The sequence below is a fragment of the Pseudomonas sp. HP_12 genome (assembly GCF_055283955.1).
The window spans coordinates 244,145-267,651 of the sequence record NZ_JBTOQG010000045.1; the positions used below are offsets into that span (position 1 = coordinate 244,145).

Annotated in this window: 15 protein-coding genes and 1 pseudogene; 12 read left to right on the forward strand and 4 right to left on the reverse strand. The window is 61.3% G+C overall.

Going from position 1 to position 23,507, the window contains the following annotated elements:
* The 6 genes and pseudogenes from tatB (at position 1) to ACYASU_RS21375 (ending at position 6,965) form a co-directional block, all read left to right on the forward strand.
* On the forward strand, positions 1-573 hold the full coding sequence (gene tatB / locus ACYASU_RS21350; protein ID WP_463583962.1) for a Sec-independent protein translocase protein TatB: 573 nt from the start codon (positions 1-3) through the stop codon (positions 571-573).
* Positions 570-1,364, forward strand: coding sequence for a twin-arginine translocase subunit TatC (gene tatC, locus ACYASU_RS21355; RefSeq protein WP_065986665.1), 795 nt, complete (start codon positions 570-572; stop codon positions 1,362-1,364). Before tatB ends, tatC begins: the two co-directional genes overlap by 4 nt.
* On the forward strand, positions 1,361-2,068 hold the full coding sequence (locus ACYASU_RS21360) for a 16S rRNA (uracil(1498)-N(3))-methyltransferase (protein WP_463583963.1): 708 nt from the start codon (positions 1,361-1,363) through the stop codon (positions 2,066-2,068). The genes tatC and ACYASU_RS21360 overlap by 4 nt, the downstream gene beginning before the upstream one ends.
* Before the next feature lie 1,007 nt (positions 2,069-3,075).
* Positions 3,076-3,936: pseudogene (locus ACYASU_RS21365) on the forward strand (methyl-accepting chemotaxis protein); the annotation flags it as partial.
* Positions 3,937-4,134: 198 nt separating this feature from the next.
* Positions 4,135-4,839, forward strand: coding sequence for a methyl-accepting chemotaxis protein (locus tag ACYASU_RS21370; protein WP_463583989.1), 705 nt, complete (start codon positions 4,135-4,137; stop codon positions 4,837-4,839).
* Positions 4,840-5,021: 182 nt separating this feature from the next.
* Entirely contained in the window at positions 5,022-6,965 is a 1,944-nt protein-coding gene (locus ACYASU_RS21375) for a methyl-accepting chemotaxis protein (protein WP_463583964.1), read from the forward strand.
* Positions 6,966-7,277: 312 nt separating this feature from the next.
* Here the strand turns inward: ACYASU_RS21375 and mdoH are convergent, their stop codons facing one another.
* From mdoH to pip, 4 genes are all read right to left on the reverse strand, one after another.
* Positions 7,278-9,875, reverse strand: a complete 2,598-nt coding sequence (gene mdoH / locus ACYASU_RS21380) for a glucans biosynthesis glucosyltransferase MdoH (protein WP_463583965.1) — start codon at positions 9,873-9,875, stop codon at positions 7,278-7,280.
* Entirely contained in the window at positions 9,868-11,823 is a 1,956-nt protein-coding gene (locus ACYASU_RS21385) for a glucan biosynthesis protein (RefSeq protein ID WP_282369765.1), read from the reverse strand. Before ACYASU_RS21385 ends, mdoH begins: the two co-directional genes overlap by 8 nt.
* Positions 11,824-12,087: 264 nt before the next feature.
* Complete coding sequence (gene dtd, locus ACYASU_RS21390; protein ID WP_192171234.1) at positions 12,088-12,525, reverse strand: D-aminoacyl-tRNA deacylase; 438 nt, start codon at positions 12,523-12,525, stop codon at positions 12,088-12,090.
* Positions 12,526-13,497: a prolyl aminopeptidase gene (gene pip, locus ACYASU_RS21395; RefSeq protein WP_122533954.1), complete on the reverse strand. Its 972-nt coding sequence runs from the start codon at positions 13,495-13,497 to the stop codon at positions 12,526-12,528.
* 379 nt (positions 13,498-13,876) lie between these two features.
* Between pip and ACYASU_RS21400 the strand changes: the two genes are divergently transcribed.
* The 6 genes from ACYASU_RS21400 (at position 13,877) to ACYASU_RS21425 (ending at position 23,436) form a co-directional block, all read left to right on the forward strand.
* A complete protein-coding gene (locus tag ACYASU_RS21400; protein ID WP_192171236.1) occupies positions 13,877-16,360 on the forward strand; it encodes a glycogen/starch/alpha-glucan phosphorylase in 2,484 nt (827 codons plus the stop codon).
* A 279-nt stretch (positions 16,361-16,639) separates the two neighbouring features.
* The gene (locus ACYASU_RS21405) at positions 16,640-19,510 is read left to right on the forward strand and encodes a DUF2339 domain-containing protein (RefSeq protein WP_463583966.1); all 2,871 of its coding nucleotides are present in this window, start codon (positions 16,640-16,642) and stop codon (positions 19,508-19,510) included.
* 50 nt (positions 19,511-19,560) lie between these two features.
* Positions 19,561-20,907, forward strand: coding sequence for a DUF3999 domain-containing protein (locus ACYASU_RS21410; protein WP_463583990.1), 1,347 nt, complete (start codon positions 19,561-19,563; stop codon positions 20,905-20,907).
* Between the two features lie 368 nt (positions 20,908-21,275).
* Positions 21,276-22,286 carry a class 1 fructose-bisphosphatase gene (locus tag ACYASU_RS21415; RefSeq protein WP_192171239.1) on the forward strand — a complete coding sequence of 337 codons (1,011 nt, stop codon included), beginning with the start codon at positions 21,276-21,278 and terminating at the stop codon, positions 22,284-22,286.
* Positions 22,287-22,597: 311 nt separating this feature from the next.
* Entirely contained in the window at positions 22,598-22,852 is a 255-nt protein-coding gene (gene bamE / locus ACYASU_RS21420; protein ID WP_192171240.1) for an outer membrane protein assembly factor BamE domain-containing protein, read from the forward strand.
* Between the two features lie 86 nt (positions 22,853-22,938).
* A complete protein-coding gene (locus ACYASU_RS21425; RefSeq protein ID WP_463583991.1) occupies positions 22,939-23,436 on the forward strand; it encodes a lipocalin family protein in 498 nt (165 codons plus the stop codon).
* Positions 23,437-23,507 lie beyond the last annotated feature (71 nt).

The window sequence follows — 23,507 nt, forward strand, 5'->3', positions numbered from 1 at the left end:
ATGTTTGGTATCAGCTTTTCTGAACTGCTGCTGGTCGGCCTCGTTGCCCTGCTGGTGCTGGGCCCCGAGCGTCTGCCGGGCGCAGCACGGACGGCCGGGCTCTGGATCGGCCGCCTGAAACGCAGCTTCAATGCGATCAAACAGGAAGTTGAGCGCGAAATCGGCGCTGACGAAATTCGGCGTCAGCTGCACAACGAGCACATTCTTTCGCTGGAAGAAGAAGCCCGCAAAATCATGCAGCCGCAGCAACCGCCTGCGGCGCCTGTCGCCCCGGCGGAAACTGTTGCGCAAGCGCCGGCCGAACCTGCTGCCGAGACGCCGGTTTCACCGGCTCCGGCCTCTACAGCGCCGGTTATAGGTGCCGCATCTCCGGCACAGAGCGCGGACATTGGTCCGGCCGCTCCGGCTGAAAGTGCGTCGGTTACACCGCCGCCTGCTCACGTTGGGCCTGCCGCGCCTGCTGCACCAGAATCCGCATCTGCTCCTGCACCCGCGCCGGTCATCACCCCTGCGACCGCGGTGCAAAGTGCGCCTTCTGCCAACGATTCGTCACTGCCACCACGAGCCCCATGAGCGAAATTCCGGAAAACGACCAGCAAATGCCGCTGGTCTCGCACCTGACAGAACTGCGCTCGCGCCTGCTGCGCTGCGTGCTGGCGATCTTCGTGATCTTCGGCGCGCTGTTCTACTTCACCCAGAAGATCTACACCTTCGTTTCTGCCCCGCTGCGCAAGTTTCTGCCTGACGGCGCCACGATGATCGCGACCGATGTGGCCTCGCCGTTCATCACGCCGTTCAAGCTGACGATGATGGTGGCGCTGTTCCTGGCGATGCCGGTGATTCTGTATCAGATCTGGGGCTTCATCGCGCCGGGGCTGTACAAGCATGAAAAGCGCGTGGCAGTGCCGCTGTTGATCTCCAGCATCATCCTGTTCTATGCCGGGATGGCATTTGCCTACTTTCTGGTCTTCCCGCTGATTTTCCACTTCTTCGCCAGCGTTACCCCGGAAGGCGTGTCGATGATGACGGACATCGCCAGCTACCTGGACTTCGTCATGACGCTGTTCCTGGCGTTTGGTGTGGCGTTCGAGATCCCGGTGGCGGTTGTGCTGCTGGTGTGGATCGGCATCGTCGACGTCAAATACCTGAAGAAGATTCGTCCGTACGTGGTGATCGGTTGCTTCGTGGTCGGCATGATCCTCACCCCGCCGGACATCTTTTCGCAGACCCTGCTGGCTGTGCCGATGTGGCTGCTGTTTGAAATCGGCGTGTTGTGCAGTTCGATGATCACCAAGCGCGGCGATCATGAAGACGACGAAAAAGCCGAAGACGAGCAGAGCCAACCGCCAGCGACCCAGCCGTGAACCTGCTGTTGCTTGAGGACGCCGACTTCATCGCGGCGGACCGGGTGGTGCTGCGTGACCGGCGCCTCAAGCACATGCAGGAAGTGCATCGCAGCGAAGTGGGCGACAGCCTGCGGGTCGGCCGTGTGGGCGGACTGCTGGGCAGTGCGCAACTGCTGCGGCTGGAAGCGCGGGAAGCCGAGCTGTCAGTGAGCTTCGAGCACGCCCCGCCGGCCAAACTCCCCTTAACGTTGATCCTGGCACTGCCCCGCCCGAAGATGCTGCGCCGGGTGTTTCAGACCGTAGCGACGATGGGTGTGCCCCGAGTCATCCTGGTCAACAGCTACCGCGTCGAAAAAAGCTTCTGGCAGACGCCTTTTCTGGAGCCTGCGGCCATCCGCGAACAGTTGATTCTCGGGCTGGAACAAGCCCGGGACAGCGTGCTGCCGGAGATCGTCATCGAAAAGCGCTTCAAGCCCTTCGTTGAGGACCGACTGCCCGCCATTGTGGACGGGACGTTGGGGTTGGTCGGTCATCCGGGGGACTTCTCCGCCTGCCCGCGTGCGGTTGAGCAGCCTGTCACCCTGGCGATCGGCCCTGAAGGTGGCTGGATTCCCTACGAAGTTGATTTGCTGCAGGCCTCGGGCCTGACTCCAGTCCAGCTGGGCGCGCGTATCCTGCGCGTAGAAACCGCCGTCACCGCGCTGCTCGCCCGATTGTTCTAGGGCCCGCGCACATCGAACATGGAGACACCCGTTTCCCCGCAGACGCAAAACCTGTGAGAGCGAGATTGCTCGCGAAGGGGCCGATACATCCGCTAAATATCCGGCGCTTGAAATGCAGTCTTCGTGAGCAAGCTCACTCCCACAAGTCCTGTGTCTGCTGCTCGACAGCGCGGTGTCAAAACACAGACCCGCGCTCAGAGCACATGGCGACACCGATCTCCCCGCAGACGAAGACCCCGTGGGAGCGAGCTTGCTCGCGAAGGGGCCGATACATCCGCTAAATATCCGGCGCTTGAAATGCAGTCTTCGTGAGCAAGCTCACTCCCACAAGCCCTGTGTTTGCTGCTCGACAGCGCGGTGTCAAAACACAGACTCGCGCTCAGAGCACATGGCGACACCGATCTCCCCGCAGACGAAGAACCCGTGGGAGCGAGCTTGCTCGCGAAGGGGCCGATACATCCGCTAAATATCCGGCGCTTGAAATGCAGTCTTCGTGAGCAAGCTCACTCCCACAAGTCCTGTGTTTGCTGCTCGACAGCGCAGTGTCAAAACACAGACCCACGCTCAGAGCACATGGCGACACCGATCTCCCCGCCGACGAAGACCCCGTGGGAGCGAGCTTGCTCGCGAAGGCTCGCTTTCAGCCACCCGCGAAAGTGGCTGACTGTCCCGGCCTCTTCCTGAGCAAGCTCAGTCTCACATGGGCAGTGTTGGCTGGCTGAATTACGCGGTGTCAGAGCGATGGGGGATTTTCCACCCGACACCCCCACGCCCCTCTTCATCACCCCACGCTTCAGTTCGTCACGCATCGGCCGATGTACAGGCGTCCATAACTACAATTCGCAGGAATCATCATGTCTCGCTGGTTTACCCAACGCCTTGGAAATATGAGCGTCAGCCTCAAACTGGGTATCGGTTTCGGCCTGGTGCTATTGCTGACGCTGCTCATCACGGCGACGGGGTGGTCGAGTGTCAAGGCGTTGATCGAGCGCGGCGACAAGCTGGGGATGATCTCGCAGATCAGTGAGCGGACGATGGATCTGCGCACGGCACGCATGGTGTATGAAACCCAATACACCGCTGAAGCCGCGACGGCTGTCATGACCGCGCTGGACAATCTCGACGCCGACCTGAAAACCGCGCAGAGCATGGTCAAAGGTGTCGGCGATCTCAAACTGATGGACGCTCAGGCTCAGGCCGCGGGCGAATACCGCCGCGCCTTTGGCGACATGACCAAAGCCATCCAGACCCGCGAAGCGAGCCGAACCAATCTGGGAACTACGGCCGATGCAGCCGTAGATGTCGTCAAAAAGATCGAAGAAGCGCTGATCCAGCACGACAACATCCTGCAATTCAACAGCGCGGTGGATGTCAGCAAACAGATTCAGCAGGCACGCTTCCAGGTGCGCGGTTACACCTTCAGCGGCAAAGCGGATTTCGAGAAGAACGCCACCGCCGCCATCGACGAAGCCATCGTCGGAGTTAACACGCTGGCCGGGGACGTTTCCTCCCAATACATCCCGCAGCTGCAAAAGGCCAACCTCGCGCTCAAAGGCTACCGCGACGCTGTCGGCCAGTACCGTGACGCACAACTGGTCAGCGTTCAGGCCCTGGCCAAAATGACCGAGCTGGGCCAGCAGCTGCTGGACAACAGCGAACAATTGAACAGTTCGCAAAACGCCAAGCGTGATGCAGACACTCGTCAGGCCCAATCGACGCTTGGCATCGCTACGATAGTGGCCCTGATCCTCGGTGTTCTCGCCGCCTGGATCATCACACGACAAATCACGGTGCCGCTGGGCCAGACGCTCGTGGCGGTCGAGCGCGTGGCGTCCGGTGATCTGACCCACAACTTGAGCGTCGACCGCCGCGATGAGCTGGGTCAGTTGCAGGGCAGCATCCAGCGCATGACCGTGGAGCTTCGTCAGTTGATCAGCGGCATCGGCGAAGGCGTAACTCAGATCGCCAGCGCTGCCGAAGAGCTATCGGCGGTTACCGAACAGACCAGCGCCGGCGTCAACAGCCAGAAGGTCGAGACTGACCAGGTAGCGACGGCGATGCACGAGATGACCGCCACGGTGCAGGAAGTCGCCCGTAACGCCGAAGAAGCGTCCGAGGCCGCCGTAGCTGCCGACCTCCAGGCGCGCGAAGGCGACAAGGTGGTCAACGAGGCCATCGCGCAGATCGAGCTTCTCGCCACCGAAGTCGGTCACTCCACCGAGGCCATGGCCGAGCTCAAGCGCGAGAGCGACAAGATCGGCAGCGTCCTCGACGTGATCAAGTCCGTCGCACAGCAAACCAACCTCCTCGCCCTGAACGCCGCTATCGAGGCTGCGCGGGCGGGCGAGGCTGGTCGCGGATTTGCTGTGGTGGCGGACGAAGTGCGTAGCCTGGCGCAGCGCACTCAGAAATCCACTGAAGAGATCGAGGAACTGATTTCCGGCCTGCAGAACGGTACGCGGCAGGTGGCGACGATCATGGACAACAGCCGCGAGCTCACTGTCAGCAGCGTAGAGCTGACCCGCCGCGCCGGCACCTCCCTGGAAAGCATCACCCGCACCGTGTCTGCGATTCAATCCATGAACCAGCAGATCGCTGCCGCAGCCGAGGAGCAAAGCGCCACCGCCGAAGAGATCAACCGCAGCGTGCTCAATGTGCGCGATGTGTCGGAACAGACCTCCGCGGCCAGCGAAGAAACCGCCGCATCGAGCGTCGAACTGGCGCGACTGGGCAGCCATCTGCAAGCGCTGGTGGGTCGCTTCCGGGTCTGATTCAGTGGCCTGATCCGCACCCGTCTCAGTAACGCACCTGCCGCAAAACCTCCGATCAGGGGTGGAATCTGTGACACGCGTCACCCCTTCCCACCCCTCGGAAATCTCCTACGACCTGATCAGGTCACGGCTCCGCTTGCCCTGCCGATGCGCGTTTATCGCTCATCCGCAGGAGACGCATCATGCTGCAAGGCATCAACCGGACGCTGGCCAACGCCAGCGTCAAACTCAAACTCTCGCTGGGCTTCGGCCTGGTTCTGCTTCTGACCCTGGCCATCACGCTGACCGGCTGGCATGGGCTCGACACCATGATCGAGCGCTCGGAGTCATTGACCTCCATCGCCCAGCTCAACGCGATGACCAAGGACCTGCGTGCCGAGCGCATTGTCTTTCGGGTCGAAAACACCGCTGACAGCGCCTCGCGCGTCGTCGCCCGCATCAACGAGATCGAAGCGCATCTGGTGCTCCTGCGTGACGACGCCCCACCGGCCGACATCCTCACGTTACTCAACGGGCAGAGCGACACTGTGCGGGCGCTCGAAGCCACCTTCGCCGATCTGGCCAAGCTGTTGAGTGAGCGGGCAGATTCCCGCGCGCAACTGGCCGTTCTGTCTGAGGAGGCGATCACGTCCATTGGCCAGGTGGAAAGCGAAGTTTTGAAGGCTGTGAGTCAGGAGCAGGACAGCAGCGAGCGGCTGGGGGAGTTCACCAACATCCAGCAATTGCGCGGCCAGGTGCAGAACGCCCGTTACGAAGTCCAGGCGTACGTGTTCAGCGGTAAAGAGTCCTACGAGGTCGCCGCCATTACCGCCATCGACGAAGCGCTGAAGGAAGTCGAACAAATTGCCACCGACCAGGCCGATGGCAATGTCAGTGAATTGCTCAACGCCCGTAAGACGCTGCTCAAGTACCGCGAGCACATGGGCCAGTTCAAGGACCTCCAGGTCAAGGTTGAAGCGGCCCAGGAGTCCATGGAGGCGCTCAGCGAGAATCTGCTGACATCAACCGGGGAGATCACTGCGCTGCAAGGCCAGCGGCGTGATGCCGAAGCCACTCAGTCGCGGCAGACGCTCAGTGGCGTGGCCGGGTTGGCGATGCTGCTTGGCCTGCTGGCCGCCTGGCTGATCACCCAGCAGATCATCGCGCCGCTACGGCTGACGTTGAGCGCCGCCGCGCGCATCGCCAAGGGTGATCTGAGTCAGGACCTGGAAATCGGCCGGCGCGACGAAATGGGCATGCTCCAGCGCAGCATGCAGGACATGACCCTGAGCCTGCGGCAACTCATCAGCGGCATCAGCGACGGCGTGACCCAGATCGCCAGCGCGGCGGAGCAATTGTCGGCCGTCACTGCGCAGACCAGCGTGGGCGTCACCAGCCAGAAAGACGAAACGGACTGCGTCGCCACGGCGATGAACCAGATGACCTCGACCGTGATGGAAGTGGCCCGCAATGCCGAAGAAGCCAGCGAAGCCGCACGGCACGCTGATCAGCAGGCGCGGGACGGCGACAAGGTGGTCAACGACGCTATCGCGCAGATCGAGCGCCTGGCGCTGGAGGTCAACAACTCAACCCAAGCCATGGGCAAGCTGAAACTGGAAAGCGACAAGATCGGCGGGGTGCTCGACGTGATCAAGTCAGTGTCGCAGCAGACCAATCTGCTCGCATTGAACGCCGCAATCGAGGCGGCCCGTGCAGGCGAAGCGGGACGCGGGTTTGCGGTGGTGGCCGATGAGGTTCGCGGCCTGGCGCAGCGCACTCAGGAATCCACCGAAGAAATCGAAGTACTCATCGCGGCGCTGCAAAGCGGCACCCAGCAGGTGGTGATGACCCTTGATGCCAGCCGGACCCTGACCGACAGCAGCGTCGAGCTGAGTCGTCAGGCCGGCGATGCCCTGGGACACATCACACGCACGGTGTCGACGATTCAGACGATGAACCAGCAGATCGCTGCCGCGGGCGAGGAGCAGAGCAGCGTGGCGGAGCAGATCAACCGCAGCGTGCTGAACGTGCGGGATGTGTCCGAGCAAACCGCCGCGTCCAGCGAAGAGACCGCTGCCTCCAGCATCGAACTGGCGCGGCTGGGGGTGCAGTTGCAGGAGATGGTCGGGAAGTTTCGGGTGAGTTGATCCGGCATCAGACCTTGCAGGACAACGCCTCTGGACGGAGCGCGATGGCGCAACAAACAGAGTCCTTGTGGGAGTGAGCTTGCTCGCGAAAGCGCCATTTCAGTCGCTGAAGATTCAGTGGATCCACCGACATCTTCGCGAGCAAGCTCGCTCCCACAATTTGCGTTTCGACAGATAGATCTGCGACGTCGGCATGTTGGCTGAGAACGAGCTTGCACATGGCCTGAGCATTACGACTTCAATGCAACGGATTCCCAAACAAAAACGCCGCCGAAGATTGGCTCTCCGGCGGCGTTTTGTTTAGCGGGTCAATCAGGCGTTGACGAGGGTCGCGTCGTTCACATGGGTCGCTGGCTGCAGCGGCAGCAGCGGCGCATGAGGATCGGCTTCGACCGAGGCGCGCCAGGCATTGAGCCACGCAGAATTGCCTTCGCTCCAGACCAGTTCGTGCAACCGAGCCAGTGCAACCGGATCGCTCAGCAATTGCAGGCGCTCATGATTGTTCAGGAGTTCAGGGCCACCTTTGATCGCATGACGCACACGCTCGACACGCATCCACTCGATCGGCTCGGCTTCGCGATGGCGAGAGGTCGCCAGCGCACAGGCCAAGGCGTTCTGCTGCGGATCAACCACGGCGCGAACAAAGCCGTCGTTCAGCGCGTGCCAGCGGTTCTCGTGGGTGTACTTGTCAGTGGACACCAGTTCTTGCGGCGGCGTGTGCTCTTCCGGGATCAGGAACAGCTTATTGTCGCGCGCCTTCAAACCCAGATTCGTGCGGCTGGAAATCACCGACACCGGGATCGACAGCATCAACGAACCCACGATCGGCACCAGCCACCACAGGAAGCTCGGGTTCAGCCAGGCCACCAGCAGCGTCCAGCAAAAGCCCAGCAGCGTCTGCGGCCCGTGACGCTTGACCGCTTCGCTCCACGGCGTCGAGTCATCATCACGCTGCGGTGAGTTCCACGTCGCAGCCCAGCCCAGGAAAGCGGCCAGTACAAAGCGGGTATGGAAGATCATGCGCACCGGCGCCAGCAGCATGGAAAACAGCATTTCCAGCAGCATCGACATCGTGACCTTGATACGACCACCAAAGCCGGTCGCACCCTTGGCCCAGATCAGAATGACGCTGAGCAGTTTCGGCAGGAACAACAGCACGACGGTCGTCGAGAACAAGGCGACGGCTTTTTCCGGGTGCCACTGTGGCCACAACGGATACAACTGACGCGGCTCCATGAAGTAGGTCGGCTCCATCAGCGTGTTCACCGCCAGCAACGCAGTGGACAACACCAGGAAGAAGAACCACAACGGCGCCGACAGATAGGACATCACGCCGGTCAGGAACACCGCACGGTGTACCGGGTGCATGCCTTTCACCAGGAACAGGCGGAAGTTCATCAGGTTACCGTGGCACCAGCGACGGTCACGCTTGAGTTCATCCAGCAGGTTCGGCGGCAGCTCTTCGTAACTGCCCGGCAGGTCGTAGGCAATCCACACGCCCCAGCCGGCACGGCGCATGAGCGCTGCTTCGACGAAGTCGTGGGACAGAATCGCACCGGCGAAGGCGCCCTTCCCGGGCAGCGGCGCCAGGGCGCAGTGCTCGATGAATGGCTTCATGCGGATGATCGCGTTGTGACCCCAGTAGTGGGATTCACCCAGCTGCCAGAAGTGCAGGCCGGCCGTGAACAGCGGGCCGTATACGCGAGTCGCGAACTGCTGCATGCGGGCATACAGCGTGTCCATGCCCGAAGCACGTGGCGCGGTCTGGATGATACCGGCGTCCGGCGTCGCTTCCATCAGGCGCACGAGGCTGGTCAGGCAGTCGCCACTCATGACCGAGTCAGCGTCAAGCACGACCATGTAGCGGTATTCACCGCCCCAACGACGGCAGAAGTCATCAAGGTTACCGCTCTTGCGCTTAACGCGACGGCGGCGACGACGATAGAAGATCTTGCCGAAACCGCCGGTCTCACGGCACACGTCCAGCCAGGCTTGTTGCTCGGCCACGCAGATGTCGGTTTCGTTGGAGTCGCTGAGAATGAAGAAGTCGAAACGATCCAGATCGCCCGTGGCTTTAACCGATTCGAACGTCGCCCGCAGACCCGCGAATACGCGAGGCACGTCTTCGTTGCAGATCGGCATGACCAGCGCAGTGCGAGCACCGGCTTCGATCGGCTCATTGCCCGCACTGGCACCGGAAATACGGTACTTGTCGTGGCCAGTAAGCAGTTCGAGGAAGCCCATCAGCGCGGTCCAGAAACCCGCCGATACCCAGCAGAACAGAATGCCGAACAGCAACAGAATGCTGGTCTGCAACGCGTACGGCATGACCTGAACCGCGGTCTGCCACAGAGTCTGGTGACTGATTTCGTCGAACGAAACCAGCGACCAGCCCTGGTACGGCAGGATGCCTTTCATGTAGAAGCCGGCGACGATGGTCTGGCCCAGCATGAGGATCAGCAAAATGTAGCGACGGATCGAACCGACGGTGCGCCAGCGCGCTTTCGGCAGATCCCGTGGCAAATCGTCCTTGGGCGGCGGCGGGTTGGATTTCCCGGTCAACCGGCGCCAGCCGCGGTGCAGGATGTTGGTCCGCCACGGCTCCGGCACGACTTTGGTCCGACGAATCGGCGGCGTCGCTTTCAGGACCACGCGCCCGCTGGCGTCGACACTCAGCATCTCGGCTTCGCGCAGTTCATCAGCGGTCGTCAGGGTGAGGCGACGACCCACCGAAGCCTGGGAGGCCTCGGCAGAATCAGCGACGGTTTGCGCCGAAAGGCGTTCGTGCAACTCAGCGAACGAGGTGCAGCTGGCAAGTTCTGCGCGCTGCGCATCGGTCATCGGCAAGTGCGCCAGGTACTCGCTGAGAGACTCATTCAAAGGCTCTGGCACCGCGTGTGAATTACTCATCGGCTGGCAACTGGTAGCTCCAGGTTTCGGTCAGGACTTGTTGAATCATGGCCGGCCCCTGTTGGGTGGATGCAGCCTCTACCGCTGGCTGCGGGGTATCTTTCACGCCTTTGTTGGCCTTGGCAGCGTCGCCCAGAGCGGCTTCGGGCTTGGAGGCCTCGTCCGACTTGGCTTCCGCTACTTTAGTGGCGTCGGCAGACTTGGCGGCGTCTTTGCTGTCGGCTTTAGGACCTTTGGCTTCCTTCGCATCACCCGCCTTCAAGGCGTCGGTTTTGACGATTTCAGCTTTCTCGTCTTTCGGTGCAGCAACGACTGGCGCAGCGGCAACGGCAGGCTTGGAATCAGCTTTGGCGGCCGGTTTCTTGTCGGACTTGTCAGCTGTGATCACCGCGGGCTCTTTGCCTGGCTCGGCAGGGGTTTCGCGCAGTAGATAAGCACGCATCTCAACCGCCTTGCCCGGATCCTTGACCTTCAGGCGCAGCGTCAGACGCCAGCCCTTGGTCACCGGGTTGTAGCGCAGGTTGTTCTCGACCAGATCAGTGTTGTCGTCGGTGATGACCTGACTGCGGATCGACGGATCTTCGCCCAGCTTGGCGAGGGTCGGGCCGACAAAATCGACCAGGTAGGCAACGCTGCCGTCCGGTTGACGAATCAGGTTGGACTGCTTCACGTCACCAGTGGAGCGCAGGGTCTGCTTGACCCAGCCCAGATCTGGCGAGTGAATGGCATCTTCATCCATGGTCCAGTGCAGACGATAGTTGAAGTCGATCGCCTGACCCGGCTCTGGCTGGGTTTCCGGCTTCCAGAACGCAACGATGTTGTCGTTGGTTTCGTCGGCAGTCGGGATCTCTACCAGATCAACAGTGCCCTTGCCCCAGTCGCCCTTCGGCTCGATCCAGGCGCTTGGACGTTTGTCGTAGCGGTCATCCAGATCTTCGTAGTGGCTGAAGTTGCGGCCACGTTGCAGCAGACCGAAACCGCGCGGGTTCTCCACAGAGAAGCTGCTGACAGAGAGGTGTTTAGGGTTGTTCAGCGGGCGCCAGATCCACTCGCCATTGGCGGCCTGAATCGACAGACCGCTGGAGTCGTGCAGTTCGCGACGGTAGTTGAGGACTTTCGACGGCTGATTTGCACCGAACAGGTACATGCTGGTTAGCGGCGCAACACCCAGTTTGCCGACCTTGTCACGCAGGTACATGCGCGACTGGACATCAACCAGTGTGTTGGTGCCCGGACGAAGGGTAAGCTTGTACGCGCCAGTGGCGCGAGGGGAGTCGAGCAGGGCGAAGATGACCAGATGGTTGTCATCCGGGTTCGGCTTCTCGATCCAGAATTCGGTGAAGCGAGGGAATTCCTCACCCGACGGCATGGCTGTGTCGATCGCCATCCCGCGCGCAGACAGACCATAAACCTGACCTTTACCGATCACGCGGAAGTAGCTCGCGCCCAGCATGGTCATGATTTCGTCTTGCTTGTCATCTTTGTTGATCGGGTAAGTCACGCGGAAACCGGCATAGCCCAGGTTCTCGGTCGACTTCGGATCGAACTTCACGTCGCCGAAATCGAAACGACTCGGGTCGTACTTGATCTCGTTGACGGAGTTGGCGGTGACTTCGTTGATCTTGACCGGGGTGTCGAAGTGCATGCCCTGGTGGTAGAAAGACACCTTGAACGGGGTCTTGTCATTGGCCCATTCGGCTTTGTCTTGCAGGAAGCGGATCTTTTGATAGTCCGCGAACTTCATGTCGCGGAATTCGGCCGGAAGATTGCTCTTCGGCGCGGTGAATTTCTGTCCGGCCAGATCTTTGGCCTTTGTCGCCACGTCGTCGAGATCGAACGCCCACAGCTGACTGGCGCCGAACAGACAAAACAAAGCCGACCCTGCCAGCAGTGCGCTACGCAAGCGACCACCCGGGTTCTTTGGTGCATTACATGGACTAACAATCACGAGCAACCCTCGCCGAAAACAGATGAAGAAACCAACGGCCAGCTATCAAATGCCGGGTTGGCGAGCATTGTTCCGACTCCAAAAGGGGCCAATGATTCCCCAAGCGGTGTCGGACCAGTCTGCGTTTTACCGATTTGACGGGCCCTGGCCCGTCCTTGTAGCGCGCGATTATCCAGTAGCTCGCGTTACAACGCATCAGGTGACGCAAACTATTTATTGCGTTTAAAGCGCGTAAATCCGGGGTCATCAAACAAACTTGGCCATTCAGGTCTCAAGCAAAAATGTCACGGGGCCATCGTTGACCAGATGCACCTGCATATCTGCACCAAACTGGCCCGTTTCCACGGTCGGGTGAGACGTTCTGGCCTTCGTCACCAAGTAGCCAAACAGCTCGGCACCGAGTGCCGGAGGCGCGGCTTTTGAAAAGCTCGGCCGCATCCCGCTTTTGGTATCCGCCGCCAGTGTGAACTGAGAGACCAGCAACAACCCGCCATTAACGTCGGTTAACGAAAGATTCATCTTTGCGTCGGCGTCACTGAATACTCGGTAGTTAAGCAGCTTGTGCAACATCTTGTCGGCGCTGGTCGGCGTGTCTTGAGGCTCGATGCCAATCAGGACCATTAATCCTTGATCAATCGCGCCAATGGTTTCGCCGGCGACGTCGACGCGCGCCTGGGAAACGCGCTGCAGCAAGGCTTTCATTTAAGCCTCTTCCGGCGGCAGATCCAGCAAACGGCGCGCCACTTCTGATGCTGCGCGCACGAGCGCGTCGGTGATGCCCGGCTCGGACGCCGAGTGCCCGGCGTCGCGGATGACCTGCAGCTCACTGTTCGGCCACGCCTGATGCAGTTCCCAGGCATTATCCAGCGTGCAGATCATGTCGTAGCGGCCATGGACGATGATGCCCGGCAAATGGGCGATCTTCGGCATGTCGCGAATCAACTGGTTTTCTTCAAGGAACGCGCCGTTGGTGAAGTAGTGGCATTCGATGCGCGCGATGGACAGCGCACGATGGGGCTCGGTGAAGCGATCGACCACCTGCGGGTTCGGACGCAAAGTGGCGGTGCGCCCTTCCCACGTCGACCATGCCTTGGCGGCGTGCATCTGCGCGATCTGGTCACTGCCGGTGAGGCGTTTGTGGAATGCGCCGAGCACGTCGTGGCGCTCGTCCGGCGGAATCGGCGCCATGTAATCCTGCCAGTAATCAGGGAACAGCCGGCTCGCACCCTCCTGATAAAACCACTTGATGTCCTGGGGACGGCTCAGAAAGATGCCGCGCAAAATCAGTGCGTGAACCCGATCCGGGTGCTTCTGTGCGTAGGCCAGGGAAAGCGTCGAACCCCACGAGCCACCGAACACCACCCATTTGTCGATGCCAAGATGAGTGCGAATGCGTTCGAGGTCGTCGACCAGATGCCAGGTGGTGTTGTTTTCCAGGCTGGCGTGAGGAATGGACCGGCCGCAACCGCGCTGATCGAACGTGATGATGCGGTAGAGGTTCGGATCGAAGTAGCGGCGGCTTTGTGCGTCGCATCCCGAACCCGGCCCGCCGTGGATGAAGATGACGGGCAGGCCGTCTGGCGAGCCGCTTTCATCGACATACAGCACATGCGGCTCTTCCACCGCCAGATCGTGCCGGGCGTAAGGTTTGATCTGCGGGTACAAAGTCTGCATAGGTGCTCCAAAAGTCCGGTTCAGGGGCTGCGGTCTATCTGCCGTGGGGCATCATAAACCCGAATCGGCGAATGAACATGTCTGCCTCATTCTGGCCAACTGTGATCCCCTGTTTCACGCGGCACATGCCCACTGAAAGCAGGCATGAGCAAGATCAACGCCAGAGTGGAACGATCAATGCAAGCCGTCTCCAGATCAGGGGAAAGCGCCAGATATTCGCCGCCGGTGTGCATTGACGGCGAACCGAGGTAGCTTGTTCGAGTCGAACCGAGGGTCGTGCGACTGCGTATTTTTCATCCGATCGGGAGGAAATAACCAATGACACGCCCTACAGTCAACCCACCCATTTAATCGTCAAACCAACTTGAGGTCGTACCCGATGTCTCCGGAACCCAACGTTCGTGACGCTGAAGTGGCAGCCTTCCGAGAAGCTGTGCTGAACAAACTCGAGTATGCCGTCGGTAAAGACCCCGACCATGCCTTCGACCATGACTGGTTCATGGCAATTGCCCTGGCGACTCGCGACAAGATGGCCGAGCGCTGGATGAACCACACGCGCTACGTCTACCGGCAGGAAAAGAAGCGCGTCTATTACCTCTCCCTCGAGTTCCTGATTGGCCGTCTGATGTTCGACAGCCTGAGCAACCTGGGCATTCTCGAAACCGCGCGCGAAGCGTTGAAGGGTCTGAACGTCGATCTGGAGCAAATCCGCTCGCTGGAGCCTGATGCTGCACTGGGCAACGGCGGCCTCGGTCGTCTGGCCGCGTGCTTCATGGAAAGCATGTCGACCCTCGGCATTGCGGGTCATGGCTACGGCATTCGTTACGAGCACGGCCTGTTCCGTCAGGCCATCGTCGATGGCTGGCAGCAGGAGCAGACCGAGAACTGGCTGGACTTCGGTAACCCGTGGGAATTCGAACGCCCTGAAGTGATTTACCAGATCGGTTTCGGCGGCAGCGTGCAGCCCCTGCTTGATGCAGCCGGCGCGCCAGTACTGGATGCCTCGGGCGAAACCCGTCAGGTCTGGACCGCAGGTGAAACCGTCCGCGCGATCGCGTACGACACCCCGGTTGTGGGCTGGCGCGGCAAAGCGGTGAACACGCTGCGCCTGTGGCGTGCGCGCGCCGTGGAAGACCTGCACCTGGAACGCTTCAACGCCGGTGACCACGTCGGTGCGGTGGCGGAAGTGGTGCGGGCAGAAAGTATTTCCCGTGTGCTGTATCCAAACGACAGCACCGAAGCGGGCCAGGAACTGCGCCTGCGTCAGGAGTTCTTCTTCGTTTCGGCGTCGCTGCAGGATTTGCTGCGCCGTCACAAGAACATGGGCTACAGCATCAGCAGCCTGCCGGAACACGTGGCCATCCAGATGAACGACACGCACCCGTCGATCGCTGTGGCAGAGCTGATGCGCGTTCTGATCGACCTGCACGACGTGGAGTGGGACGAGGCCTGGCGCATCACCGTGGGCACCCTGGCGTACACCAACCACACGCTGCTGCCTGAAGCGCTGGAAACCTGGTCGGTCGGCCTGATGGAGCGCATGTTGCCGCGCCACATGCAGATCATTTACATGATCAACGCTCAGCACATCGACAAGGTTCGCCAGGACTTCAAAGACGACCCCGCACTGTTCGACCTGCTGCGCGCCGTGTCGCTGATCGAAGAAGACAACGGCCGTCGCGTGCGCATGGGTAACCTGGCATTCCTCGGTTCGCACAGCGTGAACGGTGTGTCAGCGCTGCACACGCAGCTGATGCGCAAAACCGTTTTCGCTCACCTGCACAAGCTGCACCCGGACCGCATCAACAACAAAACCAACGGCATCACCTTCCGCCGCTGGCTGTTCCAGTCCAACCCGCAACTGACGTCCATGCTGGTCAACGAGTTGGGCGAGCAAGTGCTCGACAACCACGAGACCGCACTGCTGAAACTGGAGCCGCTGGCCGACGACGCACGTTTCCAGAAGGAGTTCGCTGCTCAGCGCCTGCAAAGCAAGCAAGCCCTGGCCTCGATCATTCAGGAACGCATGGGCATCTCGGTTAACCCCGAGGCGATGTTTGACGTGCAGGTCAAACGCATCCACGAGTACAAGCGTCAGTTGCTGAATCTGTTCCACACTGTGGCGCTGTATCAGGCCATGCGTGCAGACCCGAGCACCGATTGGGTGCCGCGGGTGAAGATCTTCGGCGGCAAGGCGGCGGCCAGTTATCACTCGGCCAAGCTGATCATCAAGCTGACCAACGACATCGCACGCACGGTCAACAACGACCCGACGCTGCGCGGCCGTTTGAAAGTGGTGTTCATGCCCAACTACAACGTCAGCCTGGCGGAAAGCATCATTCCGGCGGCGGATTTGTCGGAGCAGATTTCCACGGCAGGTCTGGAAGCGTCCGGCACCAGCAACATGAAGTTCGGCCTCAACGGTGCGCTTACCATCGGCACTCTCGACGGCGCCAATGTGGAGATGAGCGAGCAGGTCGGCCTGGAGCACATGTTCATCTTCGGCATGACCGCGCAGGAAGTCGAAGCGCGCAAGCATGCCGGTGAGTTCAACGCCCATCAGGACATCGCGGCGTCCGGGCGTTTGAATGACGTGCTGCAAGCGATTCGGGGCGGGGTGTTCTCGCCGGATGATCCGTATCGCTATGCCGGGCTGATCGATCAGTTGATCAACTACGACCGCTTCTTCGTCTGCGCGGACTTCGAGTCGTACTGGCACGCCCAGGCCAAGGTGGAAGCGCGCTGGCACGATTCGAAAGAATGGTGGCGCTCGGCGGTGCTCAACACCGCGCGCATGGGTTGGTTCTCTTCGGACCGGACCATCCGCGAGTACGCGACCGAAATCTGGAACGCGCTGGATTAAGGACGCGGGGGGTGATCGCCTCAGCGGAGACGATCACCTTCATGTGATCGCTCGCTCTCGCAGCAAGTACAAATCCTGTGGGAGCGAGCTTGCTCGCGAATAAGGCAGTTCGGCCGCTGATGATCTGGCGGATGTACCGACCTTTTCGTGAGCAAGCTCACTCCCACAAGTTCACCAGCGTGATGAGATCCCCTCCCCGACACAAAATGTTTCCCCTTTCCTGAGGCCCGATATACTTTTCGCCATCGCCGTTAATCGGCCGAAAAGGGATGTCGTCGCGTGCAATGGATTCTTCTGCTGGCCGGTCTGGTAATCGGAGCGCTTCTTGATGAGTCGCTGTTGGGCGGCGCTGTCGGCGCGGTCATTGGCCTGGCCGCAGGCTTGAGCTTCCGGCTCAGCGCATTGACGCGGGAGACCGCTGCGCAGAAAGCCGAGCTCGCCAAAACCCGGCTGGACCTCAACGCCGTTCAACAACGCCTTAGCCAGCTGGACTCAGCCGCCGCGCAATTGCCGGATGCGCCCGCGCCTGCGCCGTTGAATGTTCAGCCCATCGCAGACGACGGCCCGGAACTGCTGTGGGACCTCCCGGATCTTGAACCGGCCGCCTCGGACGCTGGCGACTCAGAATGGAGCAGGCCTGCGCACGCGCCGTCACCTACAGCCCCGAGCTACCCGCCCGCCTCCCCGCCCGCTTCAACCCGGCCCGCTCCTCCCCAGCACAGCCTCTTCGACAGCGCCTTACTGCGCGCGAAAAACTGGCTGCTGGGCGGCAACACCGTGCTGCGGGTCGGCGTGGTGCTGCTGTTTCTCGGCCTGGCGTTTCTGCTGCGCTACGCCACCGAAGGCATGGTCGTCCCGATTGAAGCCCGTTATGCCGGCGTGGCGTTGGCCGCCCTGGCGCTGTTGGGTCTGGGTTGGTGGTTGCGTCACCGCAACGAATCCTTCGCGTTGATGCTGCAGGGGACGGGCGTCGCGGTGCTGTACCTGACCGTATTCGCCGCCATGAAAGTCCACACCCTGCTGGCGCCGGGGATGGCGTTCAGCCTGTTGGTTGCAGTCACCGTGTTTTCGGCCATTCTCGCCGTCACGCAAAACTCCCTGGCCCTCGCCTGCGTGGCCGCGCTGGGCGGGTTTGCTGCGCCGCTGCTGACGTCCTCCGGCGAGGGGAGTCATGTCGCGTTGTTCAGTTATTTCGCCCTGCTCAACGCCGGCATTTTCGCCATCGCGTGGTTCAAGGCATGGCGCCCGCTGAACCTGATCGGCTTCATCGGCACGTTCGGCATTGGCTTCGCCTGGGGCATGGACGCGTACACGCCCGAGCTGTTCTGGAGCACCGAACCCTTCCTGATTCTGTTCTTCCTGATGTACCTGGCCATCGGCCTGCTGTTCGCCCGGCGCAAGCTGCAAGAGCATGCCGCCGGGCCCGACGAGGAAAGCCGCGAAGCCACCCTGCGCTGGTCCGCGCGCCAGACTCACTACGTCGATGGCAGCCTGTTGTTCGGCACGCCCATCGTGGGGTTCGGCCTGCAATACGCGCTCGTCAAACATCTGGAATTCGGCGCTGCGTTGAGCGCACTGGCGCTTGGCTTGCTGTACATGGGCATCGCCCGGTTACTGGCCGGGCGCGCACCGGGTCGGGCATTGCTGTTGGTCGAAACGTGCCTGTCACTGGGCGTGGTGTTTGGCACGCTGGCGATTCCGCTGGGCCTGAGCGCGCAATGGACGACGGTCGCCTGGGCCGTCGAAGGCGCGGCGGTGTTCTGGCTCGGCATGCGCCAGAACCGCTTGCTGGCGCGGGCTTTCGGCTTGCTGCTGCAACTGGGCGCGGGGATCGCGTTCCTTGGCGTGGTCGGCCGCTGGTTTGTGCCGAACTTCAACCACGGCGATTTCTGGACACCGCTGATCATCGCGCTTGCCGGCCTGGTCAGCGCCTTCACGGTCGAGCGCGTAGGCACCTTGCGTTTGTCGTTGAGCAGTCGTTTCCTGCAGCCGTTGCTGTTGATCTGGGGCGCGCTGTGGTGGTCCGCGGCAGTGGGCGTCAGCACCCATTACGTGCCGGGAGAGACCGAGTTCTCGACGCTCTTGCTGTTGGGCGCTGTCAGTGTCGGGCTGTGGACAATGGCGGCCCTGCGTCTGAACTGGGAGGGACTCGCGCAGCTGTCCACGCTGCTGACGCCCATGAGTGCTGTGTTGCTTGCACTGCTGAGTTTCAATTCCTACTACAACCCTGCCGCCGACTGGGGCTGGCTGGGCTGGCTCGCGGTGTTTGCGGTTCACCTGTGGTCGCTGAATCGGCTCGACAAACTGCTGCTCCCGCGCTTGCGCAGTGCAGCCCACGTGATCGGCTGCTGGCTGATCATCGCCGTGCTCTCGCTGCAACTTCGTTACGGATTGCTGGTGTTGTCGGAGTCGTATAACGCTTGGCGCTGGCTGGGCTGGGCGTTGCTGCCGAGCCTGTACTTGCTGGCGATGACCGCATCCCGCACGTGGCCCTGGCCTGTCGGGGCGTACCCGCGCGAATACCGTGTCTGGGCCGCTGCGCCGCTGGCGGCATTGATGCTCGGCTGGTTCTGGCTGGCGAACGGGTTCAGCGAAGGCGCTGCCGATCCCCTGCCCTATCTGCCGCTGCTGAACCCGCTGGAGCTGGGCTTGCTGATCACACTGACCGGCATCTTCAGTTGGACCCGCCAGCAACTGCCGCAGTTGGGCGTCAGTGAGGGCCATGCTCAAAAAGCGGCGCTGGTCATTGCCGGCGCATCGCTATTTGCGTTGATCACAGCCATGGTCCTGCGCACGGCGCATCACTGGCTCGGCGTTGCCTGGCATCCCGACGCGTTGTTTGAATCCATGCGGGTGCAGGCCGGGCTTTCCATCGTCTGGACGCTGACCGCGCTGGCGCTGATGATCGGCGGCCACCTGCGCGCCCGCCGCGACCTGTGGATCGTCGGCGCCGCGCTGATTGGGGTTGTCGTCGCCAAATTGTTCTTCGTCGAGCTGAGCAATCGCGGCGGACTGGAGCGAATCATTTCCTTCATCGGCGTTGGCGTTCTGTTGCTGGTGGTGGGATATTTCGCCCCCCTGCCGCCCCGGCATCCGGCCCGAAGTGAGGGTTTGACCGATGCGGGTATTGCGGATCGGGCATCGAAATGAAGGGTGTAAGGAGTGTTCAGTTGAGTCGTCAGTTCGTCATCAAGGCTGCCCTGCTTGTCCCGTTGCTGGGCTCGCTGCTGTGCGCGGCGTCGCTCAGTCAGGCGGAGGATCTGCCGGATGATTTCACCACCCATGCGCCCCTGACCGTCAGCGGTGAAGGGCCTTGGTATCGGCTGGAATTGCCCCTCGGCGTGCAGTTGAACGCGCGCCAGAGCAATCTCAACGATGTGCGCGTTTTCAATGCGGACGGCCAGGCCCAGCCCTACGCGATCACTCAAAGCCCGCCTCAGCGTGCCGCCGACGCCAGCCCGGTCTCGGTGAAGTGGTTCCCGCTGTACAACAGCGATGGCGCGAAAGACGCCGAGCCGAAAATCCGCGTCGAGCGCACGCCCAACGGCACGCTGGTGGAGGTTCAGCCCCAGGGCGAGATCGAGGCGGGCGAAGAAATTCTGCGCGGCTGGTTGCTCGACACCAGCGCGATCAACGCGCCGCTGGATCAACTGACTCTGGACTGGAGCAGCGAGCGCGACGGTTTTCAGCGCTTCAGCATCGAGGCCAGCGACGACCTCCAGCATTGGCAACGCTGGGGCGATGGTCAGGTGGCGAGGCTGTCATTTGCCGAGGAATTGGTTGAGCAGCGCGTCGTCAATCTGCCGGGGCGCAGCGCCCGCTATCTGCGCTTGCTGTGGAAATCGCCGCTTTCCGCGCCCACGCTGAACGCCGTGCAACTGATCAGCACGCAACCCGGTGTGCTGCCGTTGAGCTGGTCACCGGCCATCAATGGACGCGTCGAAAAACCGGGCGTGTATGTGTGGCAATTGCCGGTGGCCCTGCCGCTGGAACGCATGCGGATCGACATCGCGCAACCCAACAGCCTCGCACCCGCCACGCTGTATGGGCGTCGCGATAGCAACGCGCCATGGCAGTTGATCGACAATGGCCTGCTTTATCGGCTCAGCCAGAACGGTCAGGACGTTGTGCAGGATGAAATGGAGCTGCCGGGCAATGTCGTGCAGCAGCTGAAACTTGAGGTCGATGACCGTGGCGGCGGCCTGGGCATTGACGCGCCTACGCTGAGTTTTGCCGTGCGCGCCACGCAACTGGTGTTTCTCGGCCGCGGCGCGCCGCCTTACAGCCTGGCCGTCGGCAATGCCACGGTGAAAAGCGCGGCGCTGCCACTGGCGACGCTGATTCCCGGTGTCAGCCCCGAGAAACTGGCGGCGCTGGGCAGTGCGTCCATGGCCTCCACACCGGTCGCGCCGGCTGCTGCGGCTGCACCTGTGGAGGCCAGTGGTCCTGACCTGAAACGCATCGGTTTGTGGGCCGTGCTGATACTCGGCGTGGTTTTTCTGGCCTGGATGGCGCTTGGCACACTGCGCGGGTCTCGTAGCAAGTAACGCGCAAAATAACGCGCCAATCGAGGCGCCAAATTATAAGTGTCGGGGTGATGACGCTGAATCGACCCGGCATCGAAAAAATTGCAGACGATGCCCGCCGACTCGTCACCCCGATCGGGTTACGCTTAACGTACACACGATGCGACCGGGTCGCGACGATCCCTTGTGGGACCGGCTTCAGCCGGGAAGGCGTCGGTCGTCACGCTGCAAGATTTGCGGTGTTCACACTGGCCTCTTCCCGGCTAAAGCCGGTCCCACTTGGATGTAGCCCGTGAACTGAATCACTACCTAACCGGTCTGACAGGCAGTATTAAATCTCCGCTCACGCTAGACTGTGCGCGTTTTTATCCCCCATTTCGGAGCTCTCCATGTCCCGCGTTACCTTGAGTCGTTATCTGATCGAGCAGACCCGCACCAACAACACCCCTGCCGATCTGCGCTTTCTGATTGAAGTGGTGGCGCGTGCGTGCAAGGAGATCAGCCACGCGGTATCCAAAGGCGCCCTGGGCGGCGTGCTCGGCAGCATGGGCACCGAAAACGTGCAGGGTGAAGTGCAGAAGAAACTGGACGTGATGTCCAACGAGATTCTGCTCGAAGCCAACGAATGGGGCGGTCACCTGGCCGGCATGGCCTCCGAAGAAATGGACAACGCCTACCAGATTCCCGGCAAATACCCGAAAGGCGCCTACCTGCTGGTGTTCGACCCACTGGACGGTTCGTCCAACATCGACATCAACGCGCCGGTGGGCACGATCTTCTCGGTGCTGCGCTGCCCGAACGAGTACCTGAGCCAGAACGAAGCGCTGAACGAGAAGGCATTTCTGCAGCCAGGCACCCAGCAAGTCGCCGCCGGTTACGCCATCTACGGCCCGCAGACCATGCTGGTGCTGACCCTGGGTGACGGCGTCAAAGGCTTCACGCTGGACCGCGAGATGGGCAGCTTTGTCCTCAGCCACGAAGACATCAAGATCCCGGAGTCCACTCAGGAATTCGCGGTCAACATGTCCAATCAGCGTCACTGGGAAGCCCCGGTCAAGCGCTACGTCGAAGAGCTGTTGGCCGGCGAAGACGGTCCGTTGAAGAAGAACTACAACATGCGCTGGGTCGCGGCGATGGTCGCTGATGTACACCGTATCCTGACCCGTGGCGGCCTGTTCATGTACCCGCGCGATTCCCGCGAGCCTTCCAAGCCGGGCAAGCTGCGCCTGATGTACGAAGCCAACCCGATGTCGTTCCTGGTTGAACAGGCCGGTGGCGCGTCGACCGATGGCCATCAGCGCATCCTCGACATCCAGCCCGAAGGCCTGCACCAGCGCGTCGCGGTGTTCCTGGGTTCGAAAGAAGAAGTCGAACGCGCAACGGCGTATCACAAAGAGTAACGTCCTGGATGGCCGCCTTTGGCGGCCATTTCTTTTCTGCAGGACCCGGTTATGTGGAAGTGACTTGGGTGGCGCTTCACTGTTTTCGAAGGCGGGCAAGAACATCCGCTGAATTTTATGCGGCTGAAATTCCGTCTTCGTGAGCAAGCTCACTCCCACAGGGATTACTTTTGCTGCACAACCCGCGCGCTGTCGGGCCGAGCGGGAAAATCTCTTCCTCGGAACCAGTCCTCCCCTTTTTTCTTCTAAGCTTGCGGCATCAGGGCGGCGCTGCGACGCTGCTCTCCCCCTCGATTCAGGAGCTTCATCTCATGTCTTTGCGCACTCTCGCGGTGTTGTCGTTCTGCGTATTGCTGGCGGCCTGCAGCAAGGTCACTCAGGAAAATTACTCGAAAATCTCTGCCGGCATGCCCAAGGCCCAAGTCGAGCAACTGCTCGGCAGTCCGACCGAATGCTCCGGCGCGTTGGGAATGTCCAGTTGCACGTGGGGCGATGCGAAGACCTTCATCAGCGTCCAATACGCCGCCGACAAGGTCGTGCTGTTCTCGGCGCAGGGGCTTGAATGAATATTCGTCAGGGATTGAAAATCGGCGCCGTGGCGCTGGCAGCATTGTGGATCAGCGCCTGTGCGGTTAAGCCAGAAACTGAATCCATGGCGCCGAAGACGGTTGATCATGTTGATCTCAAGCGTTATCAGGGCACGTGGTACGAAGTGGCGCGGCTGCCCATGTTCTTCCAGCGCAACTGCGCGCAGTCCGAAGCGCATTACACGCTGAAGGACGATGGCAACATCGCTGTCACCAACCGCTGCCGCACGATCGAGGGCAAGTGGGAGCAAGCAACCGGAACGGCTTCACCGCAGGTTCAGGGCAAGACCGACAAGCTGTGGGTCGTGTTCGACAACTGGTTCTCGAACCTCTTCCCGGGCGTGGCGAAGGGCGATTACTGGGTCCTGCACGTGAGCCCCGACTACAAGGTGGCGCTGGTGGGCAGTCCGAACCGCAAGTTCCTCTGGCTGCTGTCGCGCACGCCTCAAGTGCCGGATGCAGTGCGCAACGACCTGCTGATGAGAGCGCAGCAACAGGGCTACGACACCACCAAGCTGATCTGGCGGGTGGCGGATTCGAAAGTGGGCAAGGCAAAGGACTGACCTGTTCGGTCGTTCGTGAGCAAGCTCACTCTCATGAAACATGACAGCGCCGCAGTTCTACCTGTGGACAC